A 24,766-nucleotide genomic window follows, 5' to 3' on the forward strand; every position below is an offset into this window, starting at 1 on the left:
AATTCTGCCCCGATCCATTTGACAATAATTAAGAACTTTTCTTTCGTTTTTACTATGTCAATTGAGGTTTCGGATGCAGCAGGCATCCGGATCTGATCAGTGAAACTCCGGCAGCACGTGATCGTTATGGATGGTGCAGACGGTTGTTTTTTGAGTGACGGTAGCTGGAGGTGGGATATGAGCGGAGAATATGAAGAGGCATTCAATGAGTCAATAGAGAACCCGGTTGCATTCTGGGGGAATGCAGCTCAACGGATCAGGTGGATACAGGAGTACGATACCGTTCTCAACAGCGACAATCCACCCTTTTACCGGTGGTTTGAAGGAGGTATCGTCAATACCTGCTATAATGCTCTTGATTACCATGTCGAGGAAGGCAGGGGCGAGCAGGTTGCCCTGATCTATGACAGCCCGGTGACAGGCACAATCAAAAAGTACACCTATCTCGAGCTCCTCGATGCTGTTGCACGTTGTGCCGGCGGGTTCCAGGCACTCGGGATCAACAGGGGCGACAGGGTCATCATCTATATGCCGATGATCCCGGAAGCCGTCATCGCCATGCTCGCCTGTGCACGAATCGGGGCGATTCACTCCGTAGTCTTTGGGGGCTTTGCCTCACGTGAGCTGGCAAAACGGATTGATGATGCAGAACCCGCATTGATTGTATCTGCCTCCTGCGGAATCGAGGTGGACCGGATCATACCCTACAAGCCGCTCCTTGATGAAGCCCTCTCCATCTCCTCTCATATGCCAAAGGCATGCATCTATGTCCAGAGAAGAGAACATCCAATTGAACTGAACCCCGAAACCGAGATCTCCTGGGAGAGCCTGCTTGCAGCAGATCCGGCACCAGTTGTTCCGGTGAAGGCAACAGATCCCCTCTACCTCCTCTACACATCCGGCACAACCGGAAAGCCGAAGGGTGTTGTGAGAGACAACGGCGGCCATCTTGTTGCTCTCCACTGGAGCATGGAGTATATCTACGGCATGAAACCAGGAGAAGTATACTGGGCAGCCTCGGATATCGGATGGGTCGTCGGCCACTCCTATATCGTCTACGGGCCGCTCCTGTATGGGTGCACGACGATCCTCTATGAAGGAAAGTCGGTTGGGACACCTGATCCCGGCTCCTTCTGGCGGGTCATCGAAGAACACGGGGTATCAGTCCTCTTCTGTGCACCAACAGCATTCCGGGCAATCAGAAAGGAAGATCCAGATGGCGAGTACATCAGCAGGTATGATCTCACGTCACTGCGGATGCTCTTCCTCGCAGGTGAACGATGCGACCCGGACACCCTCCACTGGGCAGAAGAAATGCTCTCTGTGCCGGTCATCGATCACTGGTGGCAGACAGAGACCGGGTGGGCAATCGGGGCAAACTGCGCCGGCCTTGAACTGCTCCCAATAAAACCCGGCTCCTGCACAAAGCCGGTGCCAGGCTATGACATCCAGGTGCTGAATTCAGAAGAGAAGCCATTAGCTCCCGGAGAACCAGGAAACGTCGTGGTAAAGATGCCGCTTCCTCCAGGCTGCTTCACGACACTCTGGAATAATGACGCAGATTACAGGACTTCCTACTTCTCGGCATATCCGGGCTATTACCTCACCTCTGATGCAGGCTTTATTGATGCTGATGGCTATCTCTGGATCATGGGCAGGACAGATGATATCATCAATGTTGCCGGCCATCGCCTCTCAACAGGAGCTATGGAAGAGGTGCTTGCGTCCCACCCCGATGTCGCGGAATGTGCCGTCTCGGGCGTATATGATCCAGTCAAAGGCGAGATCCCACTCGGCTTTGTGGTGGTACAATCCGGATCAGCAATAGATGCCGGCATACTTGAATCAGAATTAATCCAGCTCGTCCGTCAGAAGATTGGTCCTATTGCGTCCTTTAAAACCGTTGTACTCGTGAAGAGACTCCCAAAAACCCGGTCAGGAAAGATACTCAGGGGCACACTAAAAAAGATCGCAGATGGCGCGCCATACACCGTACCTGCAACAATCGATGATCCGGTAATCCTTGATGAGATACACGAGTCACTTCAGGCAATTGGATACCCAAAACAGTAAATAAAAGCAATTCCAGAGTATATGGACTGCCCGGGTACAGGCACTCGTCCCCAACCGGGAAGAGACGGTACAAACCATCTATTTTATATACAACAAAAATACATTTTATAAAAGTAACCCCACCCCTTCTTATACCCTCAAATAACGCAAATTCTTGGCTTATTTTACATTTCAAACTCAAATGCTAAAAATTTACACCGGCGTGAAAGGAAAAGTATATAAGTAGGATAAGGAAAACGTACCTGTATACACAGGCAGCACCTATTCGCTCCACCCTTCTCCGCCAGATAATTCATGCCACAGGGCGTATTCCCATGACTGCACACACACTCCTCTACATTGATGATGAACCCGGTCTTCTCGAAATTGGGAGAATGTTTCTCGAACAGAACAAGAAAATGATCGTTTCGACCTGTGAAAGTGCTCGTGACGCAATAGGCATTCTTCAAAAACATTCATTTGACGCAATTATTTCTGACTACCAGATGCCGGGGATGAATGGCATTCAGTTTCTGAAGTATCTCAGGCAGAACGGTGACAGAACACCATTCATTATCTTTACCGGGAAAGGGCGTGAGGAGGTTGTTATTGAAGCATTCAACAACGGAGCTGACTTTTACCTCCAGAAAGGAGGGGATGCACGATCACAGTTTGCTGAACTACAGAACAAGGTCAGGCATGCAATTGAGCGGAAAAATGCAGAGGAGGCCCTGAGAAGAAGTGAAGAGCGGTATAGAAATGTTGTCGAGACGCAGACAGAATACATCTGCAGGTTCAAACCGGATGGAACACACATTTTTGTAAATGATGCATACTGCCGCTTCTATGGGAAGGCCGAAGAAGAGATCATTGGAAGCCGTTTCAAGCCCGTCATCCATGACGAGGACAAAGAAGAGGTGTCCCGTACTTTTGCAGGTCTCACCCCGGATAACCCTTCCTGCTATAATAAGCAGCGGATCATCATGCCTAATGGAGACATTGTCTGGCAGCGGTGGAGCACCCGTGCATTCTTTGATACAAAGGGAAAAGTCTATGAATACCAGTCTGTTGGACGGGATATAACCGAACAGATGCAGCGTGAAGATGAGCTCCGGGAAATAAATACCGAGCTTATGGCGGCATATGAACAGCTCGCCGCCAGTGAAGAAGAGATTCGTCAGCAGCTTGATGAGATCATCACCGCCCAGCAGGCACTTCGGGAAAGTGAACAGCGCTACCAGGCTGTTATCGAATCCCAGAGTGAGTTCATCTCCAGGTTCAGGCCCGATGGAACCCATATCCTCGTCAATGACGCCTATGCCCGGTACTTTGGAAAAACAAAAGAAGAGTTCCTTGGAGAACAGTTTGAACCAGAGATCCATCCAGAGGATCAGGCACGAGTACAGGCATTCTTTGCATCACTCACAGAAGCAAACCCTGCCGGGAGAATCGAGCACCGGATCATCATGCCTGATGGTTCGATCCGGTGGCAGGAGTGGAGTGACCATGCCATATATAATAAAAATGGCCGTATCAAAGAATACCAGTCTGTCGGACGGGATATTACCGACAGGAAGTCTGCAGAAGAGGCACTCCGCCTGACAAATAACAAACTCCACCTGCTCACAAGCGTCACCAGGCACGATATCCTCAACATGATCATGGTCGTACGTGGCTACCTCAAGCTTACAAACAAAAGCGAGATCAGCCCGGTGGTTGAAAAAAACCTCAGGAAGATGGAGACGGCAGTATTGGCAATAGAGCGCCAGCTTATGTTCACCCGGGAGTATGAGCAGCTTGGTGCCTCAGATCCTGCATGGATACCAATGCATACCTCCATCAGAAAGATCACCGACTCGCGCCTCTCACTCTCCTGCCAGGGCCCAGAGGTCACACTCTTTGCAGACCCGATGATTGAGAAGGTCTTCTCAAACCTCTATGATAACACGCTCCGCCATGGAGACGGTGCAACCAGCATCCGTATTACCACTGAACAGGCCGATACAGATCTGCTGATCACCTGGGAGGACGATGGAACAGGCATCCCCGAGGATACAAAGGAGCACATTTTCACCCGTGGAGTCGGGAGAAATACCGGCTATGGCTTATTCCTTGCCCGTGAGATACTGGCTATCACCGGAATGTCGATTACTGAAACCGGAACACCGGGTGAGGGTGCCCGGTTTGAGATTGTGGTTCCGGAAGGCAGGTACATGATAGGGTAAGCGGGAATCTGCACAACACACCAGACGAGAACAACCAGATGCCGGCAACCTCTGGAAACGAATACGCAATACTATTCCTGCAGAAACAGGTCATCATTCTTCATACTCTGTTTCATTGGTTTTTGGATTCCCTGACAGAATCCAGGGAGGTTTTCGCTCATATTTATTCTTAAAAATACTACATTTCCTTACACAAGATATGCCGATGCACTCTCCCCGTTATATTTCAGAAACTTTATCGTTTACAAATACCCAGGTAGGTTCATAAAAACATATACGTTACCATTAATAAGGTTTAAAAACCCCTTTAAAAAAACAGAATCATTCATTCCTGCCAAATGCATTGAGAGTGTGGCAACAGGGGTGGACGTCGCCTGGATGAAGAGTGTATGAACATGACAAAACAGATACTGATTGTTGAAGACGATCCTTTGATCGCACGGATCCTGTCTGATCGGTTGAAGAAACTTGGATATGGAGTTTCGGGAATGGTAACCTCAGCCGATGATGCGATCATGCATGCAATCGAGTTTACACCTGATCTGGTCATGATGGATATCGGGCTCGAAGGGAAAGCAAGCGGGATTTCTGCGGCAAAATACATCTACCTCTTCTTTTCGATCCCGGTTGTCTTCTGTACTGCATACTCCGGGCTGGATTGTCTGAACAGAGCCAAAGAGGCGATGCCTTTTGGCTTTGTCCAAAAACCCTTTACTGACCGGGATCTGCTCAATTCCATAGAAATGGCAATGAATTCATATGAAGCATACCGCCAGACTGAAGTCGATCCGCACAGCTTCAGGGAGGTCATTCACCTTGATCTGGGAATTATCTTTGTTGATGCCGATGGAAAAATCATCTATTCAAATCCCTATGCCGAACATATGACCAGCATATCCCATAAGAAATCATTCTTTGAATCAATAGAGAGAGTTATAGATTACGACCATGCAGCATCAACAGGATACAAAAGTACCTCAAACTCGCTTCTCGAAACAGTACGCGAGGTTGCTGCTATCGGCAGGGCAACTGACATCGTGATAAAATCAAAGATCTTCAAAAAGCGAAAGGCCTTCAAAATGAATGTAAAGGCAAGAAAAGATAAAAGAGGCGCAATTATTGGATATATGATAAAACTTGAGGAAGATTTTAACAGATCACGTGAATTGAATAAAATGAACAATACACAAAAGAAACCCGGAACAAAACCACAAACCCGGTTAAAGTAGCCATTTCAAAGGAATTTTAAAAACGAACAGCCATTCCGGCCAGGCAAAAGCAGCATTCCTCAATACACTTCAGCGAGTATACCATCGCGCTTCATCCTCTGGTACAGGCCGGGCCGGTCATGCTTCTGCTCCAGGATCATAGCATGTATCCCGACATACCGCTCCGCTTCCCTGACAAGCTCGTTGTATGCATCGATTCTCATGTTATATTCAGCAATCATTGCATTAAATACGGGAACCTGGCGGTTATACTCAGTATACCGCCCCTCACGGAGATGCAAATCCATCGATGAGCGGAGATCTGCAATCTCCTCCTCAAGCTCCCTGAGCTCCCGGGATTCTGTTTCCATCCTGGCATTCAGAGCATCCACCTGATCCCTGCAGAAGTGCAGTATAGCTGAAAAGGCCGCTGTTTCATGACAGGAATCATACCGCTTCTCTCCCTCTCCGACAGGGATTATAATCGGCTGGGATGAGAGAACGATATCCCCCTCCAGTCGCTCGGGATAGAGGCCGACAAAATGTGGCTTTGTTGTCTCGATATAGGCATACCCGTCTTCAGTGGCAACACACCCGGAAGCCCTGACACCGACTGCCATATGTTTTTCTTCCAGGTACAGGAGGAGGGCTGTCTCATAGCCTGCACGCGAGAGAATCCCCGCGAGGAGAAGACTTTTGTCATCACAGTCACCGGTCCCATCACCAAACGTCTCGATCGGATATTTCGGCTCCACCAGGGTGGTATCATCATCATAGGGGAGAGACTGGACAAAGACGGTGCAGAGCTCAAGGAACCGGTCATCATCGAGGCTGAGATCCTGCTGAATCATCCAAAGTGCCTGCATAAGCTCATTGAAGAACGGCTCCTGGAGCGGATCGGTGATGAAGGCAGCGTAATAGATCGGCAGCCACTCCCTATCCTCAAGATCGGTATAGAGCAGGATCTGTTTCTCACTTGCCACTGCGCCATAATACACCCCGGCATCGACTGGAATATGCAGGGTGATCTCATGCTCCTCAAAGAGAAAGCTGTGCGAGATGAGCAGGACTCCATTTTCTGTTGCAACCGGCGTAATTGAGGGAGGGACAACATCCTGCTGCACCAGTGTGCACCCGGCGGTGAGGCAGAGGACGAGAAGAAATACCGGGAGGAGTGCCTGTCGGCCAGTCATTACAAGTTCATTGGCGGGAGAAGAGATAGTGATGACGGATTTGACAATCAATGGTGTTCAGATGGCAAATTGTCAGCGTAGCCGTCCCCGCTACGTGCAACTGAAGAGAGAAGCCCTGGAAAAAAGTGGAGGTGCTACCTGAAATAGACCCCGACATCACGCATCTGGTTATTCTTTGCGATATTCAGCACAAGCGGGGTGATACTTTCAACAATCGATGATACAGATAATGGGCCCGCATCCAGGGGAGTTAAGCTCCGAATATCCCAAATTAAGTCCATCACAATCGCTTTCGCATCGGCATCATCGCTGCAGACCGCAACAGAGTAGTCAAGAAGGGCATCCAGTTCCTTCCACTTATGAGCAGCAATATTATTAAAGGCCGAGACGACTGTGGCACTCTTTGGAAGGCGGTTTTTGATAAACACGGCTGCAGAACCTTCCGCAGGCGGATCATAGGAGAAGTGATCGGACCGTGCTATCGGGTTCACCGGAGATACAACAATTTTATCCTCAAATCCTGACAGCCCCGCCAGAGTCGATTCGACATGGGCAAAGGGAAGGGCAAGCACAATAACATCACCGGCATCAACAGCCTCCTGGTTGGAGACGCCCCTGCATTGTGCATGAACCCCCCTGCTCCTCAGGGTGTCAATAGTGCAGTCACTCGCAGTACATGCCTTTGCTTCATCCCTTGATCCAAGGATAACTTCATGGATATGGGAGAGGCGAAGAGCCATCCCCTCGCCGATATCCCCGGTTCCGCCAACAATTCCAATCTTCATATGACTACCTGCATCTGGTTTTAGATCAGGCACAAAAGAGTGCTGCCTGAAGCTGTTGATAGAATCGATTGAATCATTATTAAATATTGTTATTTTGGGTTTTGCAGAAAAAAAGAGTGATGAAGATCACTTCTCAATGACATCTATAAGGTTTTCCATCACGGCATCGACAGCCTTCCAGGTGGGGGAATCCCCACGCCGGATAATGAAAGGCTTCCCTTCATCACCTGCCTTCCTCATATCGATATCAAGAGGGATGCTTCCAAGGAACGGAACTTTGAACTCCTCTGCAGCCTTTTTGCCACCCTCCTTTCCAAAGAGGTCAACCTCTTCCTGGCAGTGGGGACAGACCATGCCACTCATGTTTTCGACAATCCCAAGCGGCTTCAGCCCGATCTGTTCAATAAATCTGAGTGCTTTGCTTGAATCGAGCACTGCAACATCCTGGGGAGTGGTCACGATGATTGCACCGGCAATATTTGGTGCAAGCTGCACTATAGAGAGTGCTTCATCTCCTGTTCCCGGCGGAAGATCGACAACAAGGAAATCAAGCTCACCCCAGTCCACATCAGAGAGGAACTGCTGGATCGCAGCCATCTTCATCGGGCCACGCCAGATAACCGGTGTAGACTTCTCAGGAAGCAGAAACGCCATTGAGATAACAGAGAGCGATCCGGTAACCCTGGCAGGCAGGATCTTCTCTCCCATCACCTGGAGTTTGTGTTCATCCAGCCCAAGCATCTTGGGAATGCTCGGCCCATGGATATCGATATCCATGAGGCCTGTCCTGAATCCATGGTTGGAGAGCGCATAGGCAAGATTTACAGAAACCGTACTCTTCCCGACGCCTCCTTTCCCCGAGAGGACAAGAACCACATGCTTCACATCGATATCAGCTTTCTTTGGAAGTTTTGCCTCGCACTCATCAGTTTTGACGCTGCATCCTTCGCACTGTCCATTGCAATCCTGTTCATACTGTTGATCGGTCATTGTTTACCTCAGGTACTATCTGCGTGATGATAGGTTGCAAAGAGAGGGTTAAAGGTGTATAGATTGGTGCAAAAGAAAACACCAGTACATCGGGATCATGAGTCATGCCCCTTCTGTATCCCAATCAGTATCAGAAACAAGTGGCTTGATATCAAGAACCGGGGTGCCATCAAGTGCATCAAGTCCCCTGACATGAAGAATCCGGCCTTTCTGTCCGACCAGATCAACCGTGGTCAGGCCTATCGGATTGGGCCTGTCGGGGGAGCGGGTTGCAAAGACGCCGCGCGAAAAACCCCGTCCGGGTTTATCAACCCACAGGAGATCGCGCCTGCTCTGGTCAAACCAGGAGAGGATAACAATCCGGTTATACTCCGAGATTCCGGCAAGGCCTGGTTCGTATTCCGGGAATACCTCAATAGTACTCATGACCGGATCGATTTTCCCCTGCCGTGGAGCGTCGTTTCTCGTCTTATACGGGGAGCGGACAATGCCAATTGGTATCACCTCCGCACCCTGCGGCATATCACAATCCAGATGATGTTCTTCTCCATCCAGTGCTGCATTGGCAAGGCTGTCAGCGCGCCGGATATACGGGCTCGTGCGGGGAACCGCGTGGAAGTTCACCCTTGAGAACTGGTTTTTCAGGCTATTTGCCCTCTCAAAAAGGGAGAGCAGTCCCTTTGCCCGGACATTGTACCTGCCCGTCAGCTGCCTGATCATGAGCTCGCTGTCCGAATAGAGATCGAGTGTATCAGCCCCAAGAGCCAGGGCTCTTTCAAGAGCTGCAATAAGCGCCCTGTATTCGGCCTGGTTATTTGTCGCCCTGCCGATAGCCTCGCCATACTCTGCTATGACGTTGCCATTCCTCAGAATCACATAGGCAAGAGCCGCATCCCCGGGGTTTCCCCGGGAGGCTCCGTCAGTATAAACCTCAAGTTTTTCTGTCATTGAAACTCCAATCCAACCTTTTTTTATCTCAACGGTGTATAAATGGCACTATGGAAAAGCTGACTGTAAACCTTGGATTCAGTGAGTTCCCGCCAACCCATACAGGCGATGGAGGCAATATCTCACCTGGTATCAGGCTTACCAACCTTAAATCACCATATCTTGCAGTCTTTGCATTTAATCCCTATGAACCCGGATGCTCATTCTGCACATGGATTGCCTGGGACATACCGGGGATACATGCCATACCGGCAGGGTTTCCACAAGAACAGGAGATCAATACACCCACCCATGCCAGGCAGGGCACAAATGATTACGGCACTATCGGGTATGCCGGGCCAAAACCCCCGGCTGGTGCAGTACACCGGTATTTCTTCAAGATCTATGGACTGGATGCCAGACTGGACTGCGCTCCGGGATCAGAAGCCCACACCGTCATCAATGCCATGAAAGGACATGTGCTCCAGTTCGGCCAGACAGAAGCCTTCTGCCAGCGATGAGGCAGATCCAGATACCTGCTGAATTACATCTCTGATGCAGGTTATTTTCTTATACAATCAGATCCATCTCAATTATCTGGTGAAGAGACATGGAAAAACTCACAGTAACCCTAACCACCCGGGAATTCCCCCCGGATTACACCTGTGATGGAAGAAACCGCTCACCACCTCTCGCTATCGAGGGGTTGAACGAGCATGTCAGGTCACTTGCAGTGATTATGGTAGACTCATCTGCAGAACGTGGCGGCAATCTCACACACTGGATCATCTGGAATATCGAACCGGTCAGGATACTCCCCGAGTCCCTCCCAAAAGAGCCGGTGATCACGTTTCCGGTCCGTGCCGTCCAGGGGATCAATGACTTTGGGGAGATCGGCTACTCAGGTCCCTGTCCGGAACCCGGTCCGCACCATCGCTACAGCTTCAAGGTATATGCCCTGGACGAGGAAATACCCCTCTCCGGAGGCGCAACAAAGCAGGAGCTGGCAACCTTCCTCTCGGGCAGGGTCATCCAGTTTGGGGATGCTGAAGCGATTTATTCCAGGTGATCAGAACATCGGCCAGAAGAGCAGGAGAAGCGGAATAGAGACAACAACGATGATACACTCAAGAACAAGACCCATCCTCCAGTAATCCGTGAACTGGTAGCCCCCCGGCCCCATGACAAGTGTATTTGACTGATGTCCAATAGGGGTCAGAAATGCACAGGATGCACCGATTGCAACTGCCATCAGGAAGGGATCAATTGATGCACCCATATCAAGGGCGATCCCAATTGCAATAGGTGCCATCAGAACAGCTGCCGCTGCATTGTTCACAAGATCAGAGAGAAACATCGTGATTATCAGCAGAAGCATCAGCGTTACCCAGGGTGGAAAATATGATGCCCCCGTCACAATGCTGCCTGCAATGAGTGCTGCACCCCCGGTCGTCTCAAGTGCCTGGCCAACCGGGATCATTGCCCCAAGAAGAATGAGAATAGGCCATTCCACACTCTCATAGGTCTCCCGGAGTGAGACGATGGAGGTGAGGATCATCAGCACCACTGCGGCACTGAAGGTGATCTGCACAGGGAAGATACCGAGTGCTGATATCAGAAGGGCAGTTCCAAAGATTGCAACTGCCATCAGAAGCGTCTTATGCCCTCCTATCCTGATGCCGCGCTCTGCAAGCGGCAGACAGCCGATCTTTGGCAGAGCAGCCTGGATTGCATCCATTTTTCCCTGGAGGAGGAGGATATCTCCTGGCCGGAACCGCACCTGGTTCAGCCGGTTCCTGACCCTCCCTCCTTCCCGTGCAACTGCCAGAAGGTTGATGCCATAGATCCAGCGAAGATTTGCAGAATATGCGGTCTGATCAAGGATGGGTGAGTCCGGTTTTACAATTGCCTCAATGATTCCGACTGATTCAGATCCGATTACCTCCTCGGTCACTTCATCAATTTCTGTGAGTTCAAGCCGTGTTGCATCAAGGAGAATCTGGAGATCATCAGAATCGGCCTTGATGATCAGAATATCCTCCTCAAGTATTGTCTCATAGATTGAAGGGGCAACAATCGTCCTCCCGTTTCTGATCAATCCAACGACCATCACCTCTGCCTCTGTGGCAGCACCGATATCCATTATCATACTGCCAGAAAACCGTGAGCCTTCCGGAACCCTGACCTCTGTTAAGTAATCCTTCACGGAAAAGAGCTCTTCTTTAGATACGGGACTCTCCCTGAACGGAACAAGCCTCCAGCCGATGAGCGCGATGAAGAGCAGGCCGCATATGGCCACACCAACGCCGACATAGGCAAAATCAAAGATCATAAATGGATCTGCGCCGTTCTCGGCACGAAATGTTGCTATGATGATATTGGGAGGAGTCCCCATGAGGGTGGTCATACCGCCAAGAAGTGAGGCAAATGCAATGGGCATCAGAAGATATGAGGGAGATTTGCCACTTTTGCGTGCGGTCCTGATAGCGACCGGCATCATGAGAGCAAGGGCCCCGACATTATTCATGAAAGCAGAAAGGAGAGCAACAATGCCTGATAGTGAGAAAATCTGCCGGATATCCCCATCACCTACCCGTGAAACCCACCTGCTGATGATATCGATCAGGCCGGAGTTCTGGAGAGCTTTACTGATGATCAGCACAGCTGCAACCGTAATCACCGCAGGGTGGCCAAACCCGAGAAACGCATCCATTGGATCAATGATCCCGGAAAACGTGACGATTAAAAGCGCTATCAGTGCAACTATATCGTAACGTATCTTTCCGGTTGCAAAGAGAAATAACGCCAACGCAAGCGTTCCAAAAACGATTGCCATATCAGGCATGAAGAAACCCTCTCTCTATCAGAGAACAAAATGACAAATACATAGATAATGCTTCCCAAGGATCAGGCACGGGATACCTGAGAGGAGGAAGCCAGGAGAAACTGGCCGGATCACCAGTTGTGCTGGACACGTCTGCTATTGTGAGAGAGAAACAACCTGGTATCAGCAATCACCGCACCTCCTCATCCTCCACACACACGGGATGGCGTGCATGCAGCCGGGGACTATTCCCCCGGCCCAAAGCCCTGACGGGCTGCCACATGGGATGCCATCAGGGCATCTGCCAAATCCCCATGTGGCCCATTATCTGAAATGCCTGCTTTGTATGCAGGCGTTAGAGAGATCCTATTCAGGCGGTATCGAAGCGGTCAAGGTTCATCACCTTCGCCCATACGGCAACAAAGTCCCTGACAAACTTCTCCTCTGCATCGAAACTGCCATACACCTCGGCAAGAGCCCGAAGCTGGGAGTTCGACCCAAAGATCAGATCAACCCTGGTCCCGGTCCACCTGAGATCACCCGTCTTCCGATCACAGCCTTCAAACACGCCATCATCACCTGGAACCGGCTTCCACTCAGTCTCCATGTCGAGCAGATTGACGAAGAAGTCGTTTGTGAGTGCTTCTGGTTTATTGGTGAAGACACCGTGGGGGGAGCGTTTGAAATTGGTGTTCAGCACCCGCATCCCGCCCAGGAGCACCGTCATCTCAGGTGCAGTCAGGGTCAGAAGCTGCGCTTTGTCAATGAGCAGCTCCTCTGCAGGCACGGCATACCGGGCCTTCTGGTAGTTGCGGAAACCATCTGCTTTCGGCTCAAGCACAGCAAATGAATCCGCATCGGTCTGCTCATCTGTTGCATCATTTCGTCCAGGTGTGAAGGGAACCGTCACTGTATGGCCGGCATTCCGTGCAGCCTGCTCAACACCGGCACACCCGGCAAGCACGATCAGATCTGCAAGTGAGACCTTTTTGCCACCCTTCTGCGCATCATTGAATGAGGCCTGTATCTCTTCGAGGGTTCTGAGTACCGTTGCGAGGCGTGCAGGCTCGTTGACCTCCCAGTCCTTCTGCGGTAAAAGCCGGATCCTGGCACCGTTTGCTCCGCCCCGTTTGTCAGAGCCGCGGAAGGTGGACGCAGAGGCCCAGGCAGTCGAGACAAGCTCTGAAACAGAAAGGCCTGATGCCAGCACCTTCTCCTTCAATGCAACGATATCCTCTGCATCAATTACCTCATACGCAACCGGTGGGATTGGGTCCTGCCAGATCAGCTCTTCATCAGGCACCTCGGGCCCGAGATAGCGTGCTCGTGGCCCCATATCGCGGTGTGTCAGCTTGAACCATGCCCTGGCGAATGCATCGGTGAACTGGTCAGGATTCTCCAGGAAGCGGCGAGCTATCTTTTCGTATTCCGGATCATACCGGAGCGAGAGGTCAGTGGTCAGCATTGACGGTGCATTCCGCTTCGATGGGTCGTGGGCATCCGGGACGGTGTTGGCACCTCCGTCACCCTTTGGCTTCCACTGGTGCGCACCCGCCGGACTCTTCGTCAGTTCCCATTCGTGGGCAAAGAGGATCCTGAGGAAGTTGCTGCTCCACTTTGTTGGCGTGTTTGTCCAGGTAACCTCAAGTCCGCTGGAGATCGTATCCCCGCCTTTCCCGGTACCGAAGCTGCTCTTCCAGCCAAGACCCTGCTCCTCGATGGGGGCTGCTTCGGGTTCCGGACCCACATGCGATGCAGGGCCGGCCCCATGGCATTTTCCAAAGCTATGGCCGCCTGCGATCAGTGCCACCGTCTCTTCATCATTCATGGCCATGCGGGCAAATGTCTCACGGATATCCCTGGCCGCCGCAATCGGATCGGGGTTGCCGTCCGGGCCTTCAGGATTGACATAGATCAGGCCCATCTGCACGGCAGCAAGCGGGTTTTCCAGATCCCGGTCTCCGGAGTAGCGTTTGTCATCCAGCCACTCGCTCTCGGATCCCCAGTAGACATCCTCTTCCGGTTCAAAGACATCCTCGCGACCGCCGGCAAAGCCAAATGTCGGAAACCCCATCGACTCAAGAGCGACGTTGCCGGTAAGGATCATGAGATCAGCCCAAGAGATGCTCCTGCCATACTTCTGCTTGATGGGCCAGAGCAGTCGGCGTGCCTTGTCGAGGTTGACGTTGTCAGGCCAGCTGTTGAGTGGCGGGAAGCGCTGCTGGCCACTCCCTGCGCCCCCACGCCCGTCACCAAGGCGGTACGTGCCTGCGCTGTGCCAGGCCATACGAATGAACAAGGGACCATAGTGGCCAAAGTCCGCAGGCCACCATTCCTGCGAGTCTGTCATCACTGCATGAAGATCCTTCTTCACAGCCGCGAGATCGAGTTTTTTGAACTCCTCGGCATAATTGAAATCATTATCCATCGGATTGGAGAGGGAAGAGTGCTGGTGAAGAACCTGCAGGTTCAATCTGTTCGGCCACCAGTCCCGGATAGTGGTACCCTGGCCAGCAGGTCCTCTGCGTTCCATGCCAGTCTCCTGGCTATTGTCTTTGTCAGTCATGGGAATCTATCCTATGATTCTATCCACGGTGATGATCACATATAGTTCTTATCCAGACCAGACCCGATCAGAGCACGACCAGATAACCCAATTCCGCCCCGGATGATCTGCGCTTTGAATTTTGTGAGCCGGACGCTGCAGGGGATCTCTTCATAATCTTTGCCTGACGAATACGTAAAGAATATATAGAACCGCTACTCACCTTATGACAGGGCAAGAAGCCTGATTCTTTCAGAAGAGGTGATACACAATGGCAATTGTTCCAATTGGTGAGCGTGTTCTCATCAGGCAGACCGAGCCTGAGGAAAAGACAAAGAGCGGAATATACATCCCGGACAGCGCCCAGGAGAAGAGAAAAGAGGGTGATGTGGTTGCCTGTGGCACATTCAAGGATGGGAAGAAACTCCCTCTGAAAGCAGGTGATCGGATCCTCTATGGCGGGTACAGTTCAGAGAAGATCACTGTCGATAGCGAGGAGCTCGTTATGATCGAGTTTAAAGACGTCCTCGCAAAAGTGGAGTGAGGTGGGAACTGATGACATCAACAAAACAGATAATGTTTGATGAAGAGGCACGAAAATCCCTCCTTTCGGGAGTGAACAAGGTATCAGATACAGTCAAGGTGACACTTGGCCCAAAAGGCCGGTATGTCGTCATCGACAAGGCGACAAACCCAATCATCACAAACGACGGGGTCACAATCGCAAAAGAGATCTCGCTTCATGACAAGTTCGAGAATATGGGTGCAAAGCTCGTCAAGGAGGTCGCATCCCGCACCCAGGACAAAACCGGCGACGGCACCACAACCGCGTGCCTTCTTGCCCAGTCGATACTCACTGAAGGGGTCAAGACCATATCAACCGGTGCAAACCCGATTGAAGTAAAGAAGGGTATTGATGCAGGCATCCAGAACGTGGTCAGCTATATCGAATCAACCAGCATCCCGGTTCGTGACCAGGAGAAGATCCTCCAGGTAGCCACCATCTCTGCCAATAATGACGAGGAGATCGGCAGCCTGATCGCAGATGCAATGGAGAAGGTCGGCTATAACGGCCTGATCAGTGTGGAGGATGCAAAAAGCCTCGAGACCGGCCTTGAAGTTGTGAAAGGAATGCAGTTTGAGAACGGGTTCATATCCCCCTATATGGTCACCGACCAGGAGAAGATGGTCTGTGAATATGAAAACCCCTACATCCTGATCACCGACAAAACGATCAGCACCATCAAGCAGATCGTCCCGATTCTCGAGCTCGTCTCCTCAGAAGGCAGGCCCCTTCTGATCATCGCAGAGAATGTGGATGGAGAGGCACAGGCAGCGCTGATCCTCAATATCATCCGCGGCTCACTGAAAGTCTGCGCAGTCAGGGCACCAGGATTTGGCGAGGACAGGCTCTCCTATCTCGAAGATATCGCAACCCTCACCGGAGGTTCTGTCATCTCCGAGGAGCGTGGCCTGAAACTTGAGAACGTCACCCGGACCCAGCTTGGATCCTGCCATACAATCCGCATTGATGATGAGAAGACATTGATCGTCGGCGGAAAAGGAAAGCGTGAGGCAATTGAAGAGCGGATGAACCTGATCGAGTCGCAGGTACGGATCAGTGATGCTGAATTTAAGACAAACGAGCTGAAACGGCGCCTTGCCAGCCTTGGCGGTGGCGTTGCAGTCATCAAGGTTGGTGCCGCAACCGAGACCGAACTCAAGGAGAAGAAGATGCGAATCGACGATGCCCTCAACGCAACCAAGGCTGCTGTTGAGGAGGGTGTTGTCGTGGGCGGAGGAATTACGCTTCTCCGTGGAATACAGAGCCTTGAAACTCTCGCGTTTGAGGATGACCGGGCAGTCGGTGTCAGTATCGTCCGCCGTGCCCTCGAAGAGCCGGTCAGGCAGATCGGAAAGAACTCGGGCCTTGAAGGAGCTGATGTGATTGCACGGCTCAGGGGTGAAACCGATCAGAAGATCGGCTATAACGCAAAGAAAGGGGTCTATGAAGACTTAATCGCAAGTGGTGTCATCGACCCGGCGAAGGTCGTCAGGATCGGACTCCAGAATGCCGGATCGATTGCCGGGATGATCCTCTCAACAGAAGTGATCATCACCGATTATGATGATGAAAAAGATACAAAGAGCCAGACCATCATCATCTAAATCTTTTTTCAGGCAGATACCGGCGTCATGAACCCCTGTGCAATGCTCAGGATGCCGATTGCAATTGCAAATATACCTATATAGACAGCGACGAGGATGACTGCCCCAAGCATCGGGAAGATGATGAAGACTCCTCCGAGAATGACCAGGAGCAGACCTGAGAGACCATGCAGGATGCGATGAGTTCCAGGTCCAATTGCCGTTGCTGCAGCCCAGAGATCAGATAGCCCTGAGAGGATGGCAAGGACAGCAATCAGCAGGGTGAGTGTCACCGCCATGTACATCGGGTTCAAAACCCCAATGATCCCCCCGATGAATACGAGGATACCAGAGAGAAGGAGCAGAGTACCGGATGATCCCTCTGTTGTTCGGGCAAGTGAGAGGGAAATCAGCAGCAGTCCATTGGCAAGAATAAAAACCGCAAAGATAATTGCGACGATCTCGACTGTCAGGCCGGGCCAGAAGAGGACGATCATACCAAGAAGTATGGCAAGCGCCCCCCTCAGAAAATGGGGAGTTCCTGAATGTTCGTTCATAGGAAGAAGATGACCACCGCTATTCTTAATTATTCCTATCGTGGGTGGAGGAAGGGCTTATGATTGCTGCACACAATTAGTATAGGACACCTGACAGCACGTTTTTTGGAGGAGATCGTGGTCTTTTTTCATATCGTTGTAACAGATGACTGCAACCTTGCATGCAGGTACTGCCGCGGAGCACTCTTTGAAGAGCTTGACGAACCAGTTTGCCAGTCTGCCATCAGAGATGACCTCCCGATCTCATTTGATGAAACGCTTCTCAAAGAGCTCTATCGCTTTCTTGGATCAGACCCTGACCCTGTCCTCACCTTCATCGGGGGAGAGCCTCTCCTCAATACCGGACTCATCTGCAGGATTATGGATGAAGCACCCTGCTCAAGGTACATGCTCCAGACAAACGGCCTGCTCCTTGACCGCCTGCCAGGAGCATACCATAACCGCCTGGAGACTATCCTCGTCTCAATAGACGGCGACGCTGCACAGAATGATGCAAACCGCGGAGACGGAGTATATGAAAGGGTTCTTGCAAATGCCCGGATGATCCGATCCCAGGGGTATCGTGGTGAACTGATCGCACGAATGACCGTCTGCGAAGATATGGATATCCGGGCAATGGTCAGGCATCTCCAGGAGCTGCAGGAGAACCCCTTCTCCTCGATTCACTGGCAGCTGGATGCCAACTTCAGGGGCGATTATGCGGCAAGGAATGCCTCAGTCTGGATAGCAGAGAGCTATAACCCCGGAATATCAGCCCTGCTCCAGGACTGGGTCAGCCATATGCAGGTACATGGGGAGGTTCCCGGGTGGTATCCCTTCCTCCAGACAACTGAGGATCTCCTGACTGACTCGCCCACCCACCTGAGGTGCGGATCGGGTTTAACCAATTATACCATCCAGACAGATGGCTCAATCATACCCTGCCCGATCATGATCGGGATGGCTGACTATACACTTGGCACAATCAGCACCAGCAACCCACTGGCTCTGCCACAGGTTCAGCCCGGTTCACCCTGTAGGGATTGTGCAATACTCACCTTCTGTGGGGGAAGATGCCTCTATTCAAATATAGTAAAGCCGTGGCCGGATGATGGTGTCAGAGCAGTCTGTTCAACCATTTATCATCTCAGAGCAGAACTGTGTGGCCATCTCCCCACAATACGCAGGCTGATTGCGGATGGCAGAGTCAATATGGCATCTTTTCGGCACACAAGATATAATGGATGTGAGATCATCCCCTGATCAGAGAGGGAGATTGCTGCAATAGATACAAATGCTCATATAGTCCATATACAAAAAGTGATAAAAAAACCGGGGAATGCATGATGGAAGATGGCGGGAGAGAAACATCCAGGGCTGATGAGCTGATTCTGCGTGCACGCCTGGAGAGGGATCCCGCTCGAAAACTCTACTATGCAACCAGGGCAATCGAGCTGAGCCCGGACAATACAAAAGCCTGGATAGAGCGTGGGAAAGCCCTGCTCAAGTCCGGTATGCTCAGTGAGGCAGAAGAGCAGATCGGAGAGGTGATCCGGCAGGATCCCGATGATGGAGAGGGATGGTACCTGCATGGTCTTCTCATGAGCATGACAGGGAAACTGGATCATGCACAGGACAGCCTCGAGAAGGCAGCTGCAACACTCAAAGAGCCTTCCTCTGCCCAGTATGCACTTGGGATTCTTCTTGCAAAACGGGGTGAGTATGATGAGGCATTACACCTCTTTGATGCAGCACTCCGTGAACAGAAGAAAAATCCTGAAATCTGGTATGCCCGTGGAAAACTGCTTGTCGCAATGAAGCGGTATCACCAGGCAGTTATCTCGTTTGACCATGCTGCTGAAGTACGGCCTGAAGATGAGGTGATCCGGGAGGAGAGAAGAAAAACCATCAGGCTGATGAATAGGGATCTTGAAGCAGCCGAGGATAGGGATTTTGCCCTGCTTCGTGGAGATGCAGATTTTGAAGGGCTTGTCCGCCTCCTGATACGGGAAAAAGATGCACGGGCTTTCAAGGCGGCAGAGCAGCTTGTCACCCTTGGTACCGGGGCAACTCCCCATGTCCGGCCGCTCCTCGCCCATGCAGATCCGATGATCCGCATTCGCGGACTGCAGGTCCTCCTGGCAATTCGGGATCCCCGTTGTGCAGGACTCTTCGTCAGGCTGGCGCTCTCCCTGCCGACACCAGGAGAGGGAGGGGGGAAGAAAGCCGGCCAGCTCCTGAAACAAATCGGAGATGCGCTCAGTTACATGAATGTCTCTGCACCTGTTGAAGGACTAAGGAATGCGCTTGAAAGCGGAGATGAGAAGAAGATCATCAGGGCGATCAGCCTTCTTGAACGGACCCGGGGCGAGGGTGCGGTTGACCAGCTCCTCCTTGCAACCGACCATCCCTCCCCCAGGGTGGTCTTTGCCGCACTCTCAACACTTGGCGCAATTGGCGATATCGAGGCTGTCGATCGTGTTTTTACCATTCAGAACAGAAGGGATCCGGCAATCAGATCACATGCAAAAGGTGCGCTCCGACATATTGTACGCCGCTCTCTCCCGGAGATAGTGAGGAGATATGCGTATGGAAATGATGGTGAACGTGCCTTCATATATGAGATCGTCCGCCTGGTTGGAACCGGACTTGGGCCCAACCTTCAGAAAATCCTCTCTTCTGCAGACGAACCAGTGATTCGTGATGCTGCATCTGATATTTTGGTGGCAGCAGCAGATGCAACAGGTATTCCTGTCCTGATCAATGCCCTGACATCACCAGATGAGAACGTCAGAAAGAATGCTGCTGCTGCACTCACTGCAATCGGTGTTCCGGCCATACAGCCCCTAATATATACGCTTGGCGACTCCCGGAGGCGGGTTCGGGATCGTGTAAAGGAGATTCTTGCAGGAATGGGAAGACCAGCTGTACCAGCACTTCTTGGGGCAATTGAATCAGGAGAGACGGGTATTGGAGAGGCTGCTGAAGAGATACTGCTGCTGATGGGGCAGGCAGCCGTCCCGGCACTTGAGGACACACTCTCAACCAATACCAATAGTGAGTGGAAAACAAAAATCACCTCGCTCATCAGGCAGATACAGAAGAAGGAACGTACGGAGAGGCTTCTTGCCGAATATCGGGGAGAAGAGCCCGTATAAGGCAGACTGGTGATTCTCCTGGATCTCTGGCTTATCATTCTGATTCTTATTGCAACCGGTATTATTGCCGGGTACTGTGCAGGGCTCCTCGGTATTGGCGGGGGTTTTCTGATGGTACCGGTCCAGTACCTCCTTCTTATCCATACCGGCATCGATCCAACATATGCAATCCGGATTGCGATTGGAACAAGCCTTGCAGTCGTCTTCCTGGTATCATGCACAGCTGCAATGGCTCATCACAAACGGCAGGCTGTCGACTGGCAGGCCGCAGTTCCAATCGGCATGGCGGGGCTTGCAGGCGGCTTTGCCGGAGGAACACTTGCCTCATACCTCCCGGTGGAGATCCTCAAACCCCTCTTTGGGATTATGGTAATAGTCGGCGCATTCAGGCTCCTCAGGGGAGTGCCGGATCCAGGAGGGGTGACAAGAACAGGCCATGGTGCATGGACAATGGCTGGTCTTGCAATTGGCATCCTCTCAGGACTTGTTGGACTTGGGGGTGGCGTCCTTCTTGTGCCCGTGCTGCTTCTCATCTTTAATCTCCCGATTCACCGGGCTATTGCCACATCATCTGCCTGCATCCTCTTCTTCTCAATCGGAGGAATACTTGCCTATATTTACCATGGCCTCATGGTGGAGGAGCTCACAAACGGATTTCTTGGGTATATTGACATTTTGCAATGGGTTGTTCTGACAGCCACAATGGTTCCGTTTACCCGTCTTGGGGTTGCAACTGCTCACAACCTTCCTGCAAACAGGCTCAGGATAGTCTTTGCTGGCGTAATGGTGCTGATAGGAGTGGCAATGATTGCCATCCTCCCCCGGTAGGGATGAGATGGCTTTATATAGAGAAACAATGTTCCGGAACACATATAAATTGGTGGAAGACAAGGACTTATAATAAAAACGCAGTACACGTATGTGCGTTTGGAACAAGCACCAGACGAAATGTATAAGGAGATAGTACATGGATCATGAAAAGAACTCTTCTACAGAAGCACAGTATGATATTATCGAGGATTGCGTCTGTGACCTTAACCTTGACAGAAGTACAACAGAGCTTCTTCAGAACCCAAAGAGGGAGCTGAAGGTATCGATACCAGTCAGGATGGATGACGGAAATGTCAGGGTCTTTACCGGGTACCGTATCCAGCACAACAATGCAATGGGCCCGATGAAAGGCGGTATCAGGTACCATCCCGAAGAGACAGAAGAGATTGTCCGGTCACTTGCTGCCTGGATGACCTGGAAATGTGCACTATTAAACCTCCCGCTTGGCGGTGCAAAAGGCGGTATCGTCTGTGATCCAAAGAAGCTCTCGCGTGCAGAGCTTGAGCGCCTCACCCGTGGATATATGGGAAGGATCTGGAAGTTCATCGGACCGGAGACCGATGTCCCGGCACCCGATGTCGGAACAGATGCATCCATTATGGGATGGATGATGGATGAATACGCACGGCTCAGCGGAGAGTATAAACCCGGGATCATCACCGGAAAGCCAATCCGGATCGGCGGGTCGCTTGGCAGGACCGAGGCAACCGGCCGCGGCGGCATCATCACAATCAGGGAGGCAGCAAAGGAGCTTGAGATCGAACTCAGGGGAGCGACGGTTGTTGTTCAGGGTTTTGGCAATGTCGGTATGAATGCCGCATATCTTGCACGGAACCTGCATAACTGTAAGATTATTGCGGTCTCAGACTCACGTGGAGGAGTATACAATCCCGATGGACTCAACCTTGAGGAGGTCCAGAAGCATAAGCAGAAGACCGGATCTGTTGTTGGCTCACCCAATACACAGGAGGTGGGAAGTGCCGAGGTGCTTGAGATTGAGGCCGACATCGTCATTGCAGCCGCACTCGAAGATGCAATCACCGCAGAGAACGCAGGCAGGATCAACACAAAAATCCTGGCAGAACTTGCAAACGGCCCGACAACTGCCGAGGCTGACCAGATCCTGACTGAAAAGGGCGTCCATATCATCCCTGACATTCTGAGCAATGCAGGCGGTGTAACCGTCTCGTACTTTGAGATGGTGCAGAACCGGACATTGGATTACTGGACAGAAGACCAGGTCAACCAGAAACTCGACAAGAAGATGGTGGAAGCCTACCATGAGGTCTACAAAACCTCAAATGCCCGTGGCATCTCTATGCGGAAGGCAGCCTATATTGTCTCAATATCAAGGGTTGTCGAGGCAATGAGGCTTCGCGGCTGGCTGGATCTCTAATCCCGGATCAGAAAGCCACACTTTTTTTCAAATATCTTCCAAAACAACTTTTTTTGAGAGAAAAAGATTCCTGAAACAGCGTTGTTGAAATGAGAGGGAGGGAAAGATTCGGGCTCCACCATGCCCTTCCCTCTCTGCTGGAGATGGTAGATAGTACGTTGATTGGTGGAGCCCCATTCCATTTGTGGCTATGCACGTCACAGCATCTTTCGCACCCAGTAGGTCTTCTCAACCGGCAGGACGAATATACGGCCATCACCGACTTTACCCGTGCGTGCCGATTCCTGGATGATTGCCACTGCCCGTTCGAGATCCTCATCCTCGACAACCATCTCGATCTTGATTTTTGGGAGGAGGTTCACCTGCATCGTCCCTCCACGGTACTGGAGGGTGATCCCCTTCTGGGACCCGCGCCCTTTCACCTCTGAGACGGTCATGGCCGTAAAACCCTGGTCTTCAAGGTTTTTTTCGACGATCTCATAGCGTTCAGGACGGATAACTGCCTCGATCTTTTTCATTGTACATCACTCCTAACTACCTGCTTTCTCTCCATGCTGGGAGATATCAAGTCCGACATACTCTTCATCCTCGGTTACCCGGAGACCGAGTGTCTTGTGGACGGCATACGCAAGGATGTAGGTCACAACGAAGGCATAGATAACTGCAGCAAAAGCATCAAGTGCCTGGATACCAAGCTGTGCCGGGTTTCCATAGAGAAGCCCGTTTACCCCTCCAACTGCTGCTGTGGCAAAGACACCGGTTGCAAGCGCACCCCAGAGACCTCCGACACCATGAATCGCCCAGGCATCCAGGCTCTCATCAAGACCTTTGTTGATACGCCAGAGCATGGCTTTGTAACAGACCAGGCCGGCGATGAGCCCGATTGGAATCGATGCGAGGATATCAACATATCCTGCTGCAGGAGTGATTGCCACAAGTCCTGCAATTGCCCCGGATATCATACCAAGGGACGATGGCTTCCCATATATCCAGGCAGCAAACATCCAGGCAAGTGCACCGGCGGCAGCTGCGACATTGGTCACGACGAAGGCATTCACCGCAATAATGTCTGGAGCAAGGGCAGAGCCTGCATTAAACCCAAACCAGCCAAACCAGAGGAGCGCACCGCCCATCAGGGTCATCGGGATGTTATTTGGTTCCATTGAGTGAGAGCCAAAGCCTATCCGTTTGCCTATAACCAGTGCGGCTGCAAGAGCCCCGAAACCCGAACTGATATGAACAACTGTTCCCCCGGCAAAGTCAAGCGCACCGAGCTGGTGAGCCCAGCCACCACCCCATGCCCAGTGGGCAAGCGGATCGTAGACAAGTGTGGTCCAGAGGAGACCAAAGACGATAAATGAGCTTATCTTCACCCGTTCAGCCAGTGCTGACGTCAGAATTGCAAGTGCAAGACCCGCAAAGACCAGCTGGAAGACCATGAAGAGGAGATCCGGAATCCCGTCACCTTCCATGCCAACGCCCCGTAAGCCGATGTGGTCAAGGTTTCCGATGAAGCCACCGACATCAGGTCCAAAAGCGAGCGAGTAGCCGATCAGCACCCACTGTATGCTCACGACTGCAAACGAGATCATGGCAAGCGCAATCGCGGAGATGTAGTTCTTCCGGCGCACCATGCCCCCGTAGAAGAGCCCGACACCGGGCGTCATCAGCATAACCATTGCCGTTGCAATCAGGATAAACGTGATTGCAGACGAATCAAGTTCCATTTTTTATACCCCGTTTCTTCAGTCCGGGAAGCTGACACCAGGTCATCTCCCGGAACTGCAACTTTTGTTCTCAGTTCAGTGCTGTTGTCAGGCGTGGCAGGAGAAACCCACAAAATCACAACCAGAGTCATGCAGAGAGGAGATCTCCACTAGTTTTTTCAAACCGGTCGAAGTCCTCCTGGTGCATGACATAGAAGGAAGTTATCTTCCATGCATATTAA

The 24,766-nt window shown here is 51.5% G+C and carries 20 protein-coding genes; 11 read left to right on the top strand and 9 right to left on the bottom strand.

What is annotated here, in order from left to right; translation table 11 throughout:
- The first annotated feature begins 177 nt into the window (after window positions 1-177).
- The 3 genes from ABCO64_RS00175 to ABCO64_RS00185 all read left to right on the top strand — a co-directional run bounded on the left by ABCO64_RS00175 (window position 178) and on the right by ABCO64_RS00185 (window position 5,506).
- Entirely contained in the window at window positions 178-2,073 is a 1,896-nt protein-coding gene (locus ABCO64_RS00175) for a propionyl-CoA synthetase (RefSeq protein WP_253458313.1), read from the top strand.
- A gap of 314 nt (window positions 2,074-2,387) precedes the next feature.
- Window positions 2,388-4,277, top strand: coding sequence for a hybrid sensor histidine kinase/response regulator (locus ABCO64_RS00180; RefSeq protein WP_253458316.1), 1,890 nt, complete (start codon window positions 2,388-2,390; stop codon window positions 4,275-4,277).
- Window positions 4,278-4,666: 389 nt separating this feature from the next.
- A complete protein-coding gene (locus ABCO64_RS00185; protein ID WP_253458319.1) occupies window positions 4,667-5,506 on the top strand; it encodes a response regulator in 840 nt (279 codons plus the stop codon).
- 59 nt (window positions 5,507-5,565) lie between these two features.
- Here the strand turns inward: ABCO64_RS00185 and ABCO64_RS00190 are convergent, their stop codons facing one another.
- The 4 genes from ABCO64_RS00190 to tsaA form a co-directional block, all read right to left on the bottom strand.
- The gene (locus ABCO64_RS00190; protein WP_253458321.1) at window positions 5,566-6,678 is read right to left on the bottom strand and encodes a hypothetical protein; all 1,113 of its coding nucleotides are present in this window, start codon (window positions 6,676-6,678) and stop codon (window positions 5,566-5,568) included.
- A 134-nt stretch (window positions 6,679-6,812) separates the two neighbouring features.
- Window positions 6,813-7,463, bottom strand: coding sequence for an NADPH-dependent F420 reductase (gene npdG, locus ABCO64_RS00195; RefSeq protein WP_253458323.1), 651 nt, complete (start codon window positions 7,461-7,463; stop codon window positions 6,813-6,815).
- Window positions 7,464-7,589: 126 nt separating this feature from the next.
- Window positions 7,590-8,453, bottom strand: a complete 864-nt coding sequence (locus ABCO64_RS00200; RefSeq protein ID WP_253458325.1) for an Mrp/NBP35 family ATP-binding protein — start codon at window positions 8,451-8,453, stop codon at window positions 7,590-7,592.
- Window positions 8,454-8,555: 102 nt separating this feature from the next.
- The gene (tsaA, locus tag ABCO64_RS00205) at window positions 8,556-9,401 is read right to left on the bottom strand and encodes a tRNA (N6-threonylcarbamoyladenosine(37)-N6)-methyltransferase TrmO (protein ID WP_343089160.1); all 846 of its coding nucleotides are present in this window, start codon (window positions 9,399-9,401) and stop codon (window positions 8,556-8,558) included.
- Between the two features lie 50 nt (window positions 9,402-9,451).
- Here tsaA and ABCO64_RS00210 point away from each other — a divergent pair, with 50 nt between their 5' ends.
- A complete protein-coding gene (locus ABCO64_RS00210) occupies window positions 9,452-9,901 on the top strand; it encodes a YbhB/YbcL family Raf kinase inhibitor-like protein (RefSeq protein ID WP_253458328.1) in 450 nt (149 codons plus the stop codon).
- Window positions 9,902-9,990: 89 nt separating this feature from the next.
- On the top strand, window positions 9,991-10,449 hold the full coding sequence (locus ABCO64_RS00215; protein WP_253458330.1) for a YbhB/YbcL family Raf kinase inhibitor-like protein: 459 nt from the start codon (window positions 9,991-9,993) through the stop codon (window positions 10,447-10,449).
- Here ABCO64_RS00215 and ABCO64_RS00220 read toward each other — a convergent pair whose 3' ends face one another.
- Together ABCO64_RS00220 and katG are read right to left on the bottom strand one after the other, a co-directional pair.
- Window positions 10,450-12,225, bottom strand: a complete 1,776-nt coding sequence (locus tag ABCO64_RS00220) for an SLC13 family permease (protein ID WP_253458332.1) — start codon at window positions 12,223-12,225, stop codon at window positions 10,450-10,452. It lies immediately after the preceding gene.
- A gap of 349 nt (window positions 12,226-12,574) precedes the next feature.
- Window positions 12,575-14,770: a catalase/peroxidase HPI gene (gene katG / locus ABCO64_RS00225; RefSeq protein ID WP_292615641.1), complete on the bottom strand. Its 2,196-nt coding sequence runs from the start codon at window positions 14,768-14,770 to the stop codon at window positions 12,575-12,577.
- Window positions 14,771-15,020: 250 nt separating this feature from the next.
- On the opposite strand from katG, the gene groES reads away from it, so the two are divergent.
- Together groES and groL are read left to right on the top strand one after the other, a co-directional pair.
- A complete protein-coding gene (groES, locus tag ABCO64_RS00230; protein WP_253458334.1) occupies window positions 15,021-15,293 on the top strand; it encodes a co-chaperone GroES in 273 nt (90 codons plus the stop codon).
- 11 nt (window positions 15,294-15,304) lie between these two features.
- Window positions 15,305-16,918 carry a chaperonin GroEL gene (groL, locus tag ABCO64_RS00235; protein ID WP_253458337.1) on the top strand — a complete coding sequence of 538 codons (1,614 nt, stop codon included), beginning with the start codon at window positions 15,305-15,307 and terminating at the stop codon, window positions 16,916-16,918.
- A gap of 8 nt (window positions 16,919-16,926) precedes the next feature.
- Here the strand turns inward: groL and ABCO64_RS00240 are convergent, their stop codons facing one another.
- Complete coding sequence (locus ABCO64_RS00240) at window positions 16,927-17,454, bottom strand: HdeD family acid-resistance protein (protein WP_253458340.1); 528 nt, start codon at window positions 17,452-17,454, stop codon at window positions 16,927-16,929.
- Between the two features lie 63 nt (window positions 17,455-17,517).
- On the opposite strand from ABCO64_RS00240, the gene ABCO64_RS00245 reads away from it, so the two are divergent.
- The 4 genes from ABCO64_RS00245 to ABCO64_RS00260 all read left to right on the top strand — a co-directional run bounded on the left by ABCO64_RS00245 (window position 17,518) and on the right by ABCO64_RS00260 (window position 22,818).
- Window positions 17,518-18,696 (top strand): TIGR04084 family radical SAM/SPASM domain-containing protein, encoded by a 1,179-nt coding sequence (locus tag ABCO64_RS00245; RefSeq protein WP_253458342.1) that lies wholly within the window; start codon window positions 17,518-17,520, stop codon window positions 18,694-18,696.
- An 80-nt stretch (window positions 18,697-18,776) separates the two neighbouring features.
- Window positions 18,777-20,591 (top strand): HEAT repeat domain-containing protein, encoded by a 1,815-nt coding sequence (locus ABCO64_RS00250; protein WP_253458344.1) that lies wholly within the window; start codon window positions 18,777-18,779, stop codon window positions 20,589-20,591.
- Window positions 20,592-20,600: 9 nt separating this feature from the next.
- On the top strand, window positions 20,601-21,419 hold the full coding sequence (locus tag ABCO64_RS00255) for a sulfite exporter TauE/SafE family protein (protein ID WP_253458347.1): 819 nt from the start codon (window positions 20,601-20,603) through the stop codon (window positions 21,417-21,419).
- A 139-nt stretch (window positions 21,420-21,558) separates the two neighbouring features.
- Window positions 21,559-22,818 (top strand): Glu/Leu/Phe/Val family dehydrogenase, encoded by a 1,260-nt coding sequence (locus ABCO64_RS00260; RefSeq protein WP_253458350.1) that lies wholly within the window; start codon window positions 21,559-21,561, stop codon window positions 22,816-22,818.
- A 197-nt stretch (window positions 22,819-23,015) separates the two neighbouring features.
- On the opposite strand, the gene ABCO64_RS00265 is transcribed toward ABCO64_RS00260, so the two are convergent.
- Window positions 23,016-23,336 (bottom strand): P-II family nitrogen regulator, encoded by a 321-nt coding sequence (locus ABCO64_RS00265; protein ID WP_253458353.1) that lies wholly within the window; start codon window positions 23,334-23,336, stop codon window positions 23,016-23,018.
- A 12-nt stretch (window positions 23,337-23,348) separates the two neighbouring features.
- A complete protein-coding gene (locus ABCO64_RS00270; protein WP_253458355.1) occupies window positions 23,349-24,545 on the bottom strand; it encodes an ammonium transporter in 1,197 nt (398 codons plus the stop codon).
- Window positions 24,546-24,766 lie beyond the last annotated feature (221 nt).

It is taken from the genome of Methanocalculus natronophilus (assembly GCF_038751955.1).
Classification (GTDB): Archaea; Halobacteriota; Methanomicrobia; order Methanomicrobiales; family Methanocorpusculaceae; genus Methanocalculus; species Methanocalculus natronophilus.